Annotated in this window: 4 protein-coding genes and 1 pseudogene; 2 read left to right on the plus strand and 3 right to left on the minus strand. The window is 61.6% G+C overall.

Going from position 1 to position 3,475, the window contains the following annotated elements:
- The 3 genes and pseudogenes from ACJMNC_RS06825 to ACJMNC_RS06835 all read right to left on the minus strand — a co-directional run.
- Positions 1-1,479: pseudogene (locus tag ACJMNC_RS06825) on the minus strand (hypothetical protein); the annotation flags it as partial.
- A 387-nt stretch (positions 1,480-1,866) separates the two neighbouring features.
- Positions 1,867-2,238: a hypothetical protein gene (locus ACJMNC_RS06830; RefSeq protein WP_408947194.1), complete on the minus strand. Its 372-nt coding sequence runs from the start codon at positions 2,236-2,238 to the stop codon at positions 1,867-1,869.
- 4 nt (positions 2,239-2,242) lie between these two features.
- Entirely contained in the window at positions 2,243-2,773 is a 531-nt protein-coding gene (locus ACJMNC_RS06835; protein WP_408947195.1) for an MspA family porin, read from the minus strand.
- Here ACJMNC_RS06835 and ACJMNC_RS06840 point away from each other — a divergent pair.
- Positions 2,757-3,182 carry a hypothetical protein gene (locus ACJMNC_RS06840; protein ID WP_408947196.1) on the plus strand — a complete coding sequence of 142 codons (426 nt, stop codon included), beginning with the start codon at positions 2,757-2,759 and terminating at the stop codon, positions 3,180-3,182. The two genes, ACJMNC_RS06835 and ACJMNC_RS06840, sit on opposite strands and share 17 nt — an antisense overlap.
- 19 nt (positions 3,183-3,201) lie before the next feature.
- Positions 3,202-3,475, plus strand: a 274-nt coding sequence (locus tag ACJMNC_RS06845; protein ID WP_408947197.1) for a transposase, incomplete at its 3' end; no start/stop codon positions are given.

Genomic DNA, 3,475 nt, shown 5'->3' on the forward strand with positions numbered 1-3,475 from the left:
GTCGACTGGTTTGCCGGTGGATGGGTCGATCAGGATGGCTTTGCCAGTCTCGGGGTCGACGCTGGGCAGGAACTCGGTTTTGTTGCCTTTGGCGTCGATCGCCGTGCCGGTCCCGTCTTCGCGTAGGATCAGTTGGCTGCCGTCGGAATACTGGGTACTCGATGAACCATCCGGTTTGATCGTGGTTTCCGACGTAAGTCCTTTACCCGCATCGGGATTGAAGAGTTTGCCATCTTCCTGTACATACTGGGAAGTCCCGTCTGGGTTGGTGATCTTCTCGGTCAGCCGGATCGACTGAGACCCACCGTCGCCGTCGGGCTTGGTGCGGGTCATCACCGTCTTACCCTCTGGGGTCGTGGCGGTGGTGACTATTTCCCCCTTGCCGGCCGGGTCCGACTGACTGCTGACATGCCCTTGCGGGGTATCCATCTCGGTGTGCACGGAGCCGTTCACGTCCGGTGTCGAGGTGGAGTTGTACTGGTTGCCGGACGGATCGGTATAGGTCGTATTGACGGTATTGCCGTCCGTGGATCCTTGGGTGTAGCCCTTCCCGGAGCCTGGCGCTGGCTCTTCGTAGAACGTGCCGTCCGGGTACAGCACCGTGTGCGAGCCGTCCGGGTTCGCTGTCCAGGTCGTCACGCCACCCTGACCATCGGGCACCGACCGCGCTTGCGAGGTCGTACCGTCCGCGTTCTGGACGGTAGTGTCCACCGAGCCACCTGAATCGGGAACGGGTACCGATGTGGCGGTGGTAATCACCTGACCAGCGTCATTGGTGGTCACCGTAGTCACCGACCCGTCAGGGTTCACCGTCGAAGTGGTCGGATCAGCCAAGATCGGATAGAGCGCATCGTCAGCGGTATCAACATGCTGAACCAGGTTGCCGTTCTCATCGACCGTGTACCAGGTCCTCTGTGGTCGCCCGAGCGAGTCGTAGGCCCATGGCTTAGCGATCTGCTTAACCGCTCGGCCGTTCACGTCGTACACGGTAGCCGAGCCATCGGGGTTCACCGTGATGTGTCCGCCCGGCGGCACATCCACGTCAAACACATAGTCCTTGGAGCTATTTCGGTCGTTGATCAATACCAGCTGAGTTGGGCCAACGGTGGCGCGCTCACTCCCGCCAGCCGGGAGCAGACCACCTAGAATGCTGCCATTATCCCCACCGGCCAGCATGAACAGATTCGGAACATTACCCGCCGCGACTGAACCACCTCTCCCCACGGACGCGATACGTGTTCCGGAACGCGTGTAGGTGCCACCCACCAGAAAACCTGCAACGGCAGCGACGATCAGCCCACCTTGCACCAGACGTTCGCGTTCTTTGCCGTCGGAACTATCAGTCAGTGACGGTAGGAGTGCGTTGTCCTGAGCGGTGGTGGCTGAGTGGGGTTGCGCGGCCTCGGGTTTCGGTGCAGAGGCGTCACCGGTTGCTGCCGTGGACTGGGGCCGGGTTGAAGTATTCAATGGCGCGGGCACCGTGGCTGGTGCTTGAGTCCGGGCAGACTGCCCGCGTTTACTGCCTGGGTCTTCTTGGCCAGGGACCGGGGCGATCGGGGTGCCGTTGCCTTCGCCGGGTCCCGGGCCGGTGTCTGCACCAGCCTCGACCCCGCCACCGCCGGCTTGGCCACCCGGCGTGGTGGGATCGGCGGTGGGGAGCTCTTGTGAAGGTGGCGGTGGGACCGAGATGCAAGGCCAGTTCGGGCCGTACTGATCCCGCATCGCGTCACATAGGGCGTCCGCGGACGCTCCTCCAGCTCCACCGGAGACCAGCGCCAACCAGATCAAGGCGGTGCCGGCCGCTGTGATGCCACCAGTAGCGGTGGCAGCGTATAGCTTGCGGGTTCGAGCCTGGTTGACCATGATTTAGCCCTTCGACCCGGTGATGGTGGCTCGGGTCCAGGCGGTCGCCTTGTCGACTCGGGGCAGCAGAAGTTTCCCCGCGATGACCATGATCACGAACAGGACCAGAAACGCCGGAACGAACCCACCGAGTCGGTCCTGCCAGTCGGTCATGTCCTTGATGAAGAACGCACAAAACACCAGCAGTGCGACACCACCAGTGAACAACAGCCAGTCCACCGCCAGCTTCGGTACCGCGTACGAGTTGCTAGTAGCTTCCACTCCCGTCGGCGGAACCGCGCGGGCGGTCGTGATCGGTTCAGTGGCAGTCATCGGTCGGTATCCTTTCGTGCACGCGATCACCACTTCTGTGCTGATCGTGGGTGCGATAGCCATGAGACTAGAGGTAGTGTGGTTTGCCGTAGACGTTGATCGTGTTGTCATTGCGTGGAGTCGAGATCGCCACCGTGACAGCATTTCTCAGTGAGACAGGCCCAAGGCACCCGTCAACCCGCAGGTGTACACCCCTGACCTCGGTGCCCGCTTCGAGATCGGCGAGCTTCTTGGTTCCGAGGGTGACCGTAGTGATTGTCCCGGGTCGAAAAGTAGTGGAGATACTGGGCGTGACCTGCGCCCCCAGGGTGGCTGACGGCGGCCACGACACCGACAGGCCCACACTAGGACCAAATGAGATACCAGTCGTCAGTCCGGCGGAAATATCGGTGTTGCAACCGATTTGGATCGAAGTGGTCAACGTTCCCGCCGTCACGGGCACCGTGCCCTTGCCGCCAATCTTCGCTGCACCACGCAGATCGACGAAACCCTCCCTCGTCCAGCTACTCTGATTCAGCGGCGGCACTGACCGCACTCGTTCCTTCGCCTTGGTCGCGGTCAGCTGCCAACCATCGGGCGTCGTGATCGTGCGCGACACGTCCGCAAACGAGTTCGGCGCAGCCGAGGCCACACTCGTGCCCATCACTAGTGGGGCAACAGATAGTGCCAGCACCCCGCATGTGATCCCACGCCAAACCTTCGTCAAGAGAACCCCTCCATTTGCCGATAATTTTGTATGCCAGCAACCCGAAAATTGCGGATCGCAACCTTCGATATTGGGCATGCTGCATGTTTATGCCATTGGGTGTGATCACGCAGCTAGTGCGGCGATCATGGTCATGATGGTCCGGAACTCGATGGGCGTCAAACGGACGTGTCGGACATCGGCGGTGGTGGGTTCGCTCGATCCCAGTGATCATCGCGATGCGAAACTGCTCCCAGGTGATCCAAACGTGGCGGTCGAGGACGTTCTGAACCGCCCCAGGTTTGATGCCGTTCCTTTCTGAGTCAGGAAGGATGACAATCATGCCCAAGAAGATCGACCCAGAGGTGAAGGCCCGGGCGCTGCGCCTGTACGCCGAGCACGGTCAGGAGTATCCGAATCCCACGGCGGCCGCGACGGCGATCGCTCGGCAGGTCGGTGTCGGCAAGGAAACGGTCCGCAGATGGATCAACCAAGCCGATATCGATGCCGGTGCCCGTCCGGGCACCACGAGCGAGGAAGCAGCCGAGCTCAAGCGCCTCAAGGCCGAGAACAAGCGTCTGCGTGAAGACGTCGCGATCCTGCAGGCGGCCACGA

This window comes from Gordonia sp. VNK21, assembly GCF_046098115.1.
In the GTDB taxonomy this organism is placed as follows: Bacteria; Actinomycetota; Actinomycetes; order Mycobacteriales; family Mycobacteriaceae; genus Gordonia.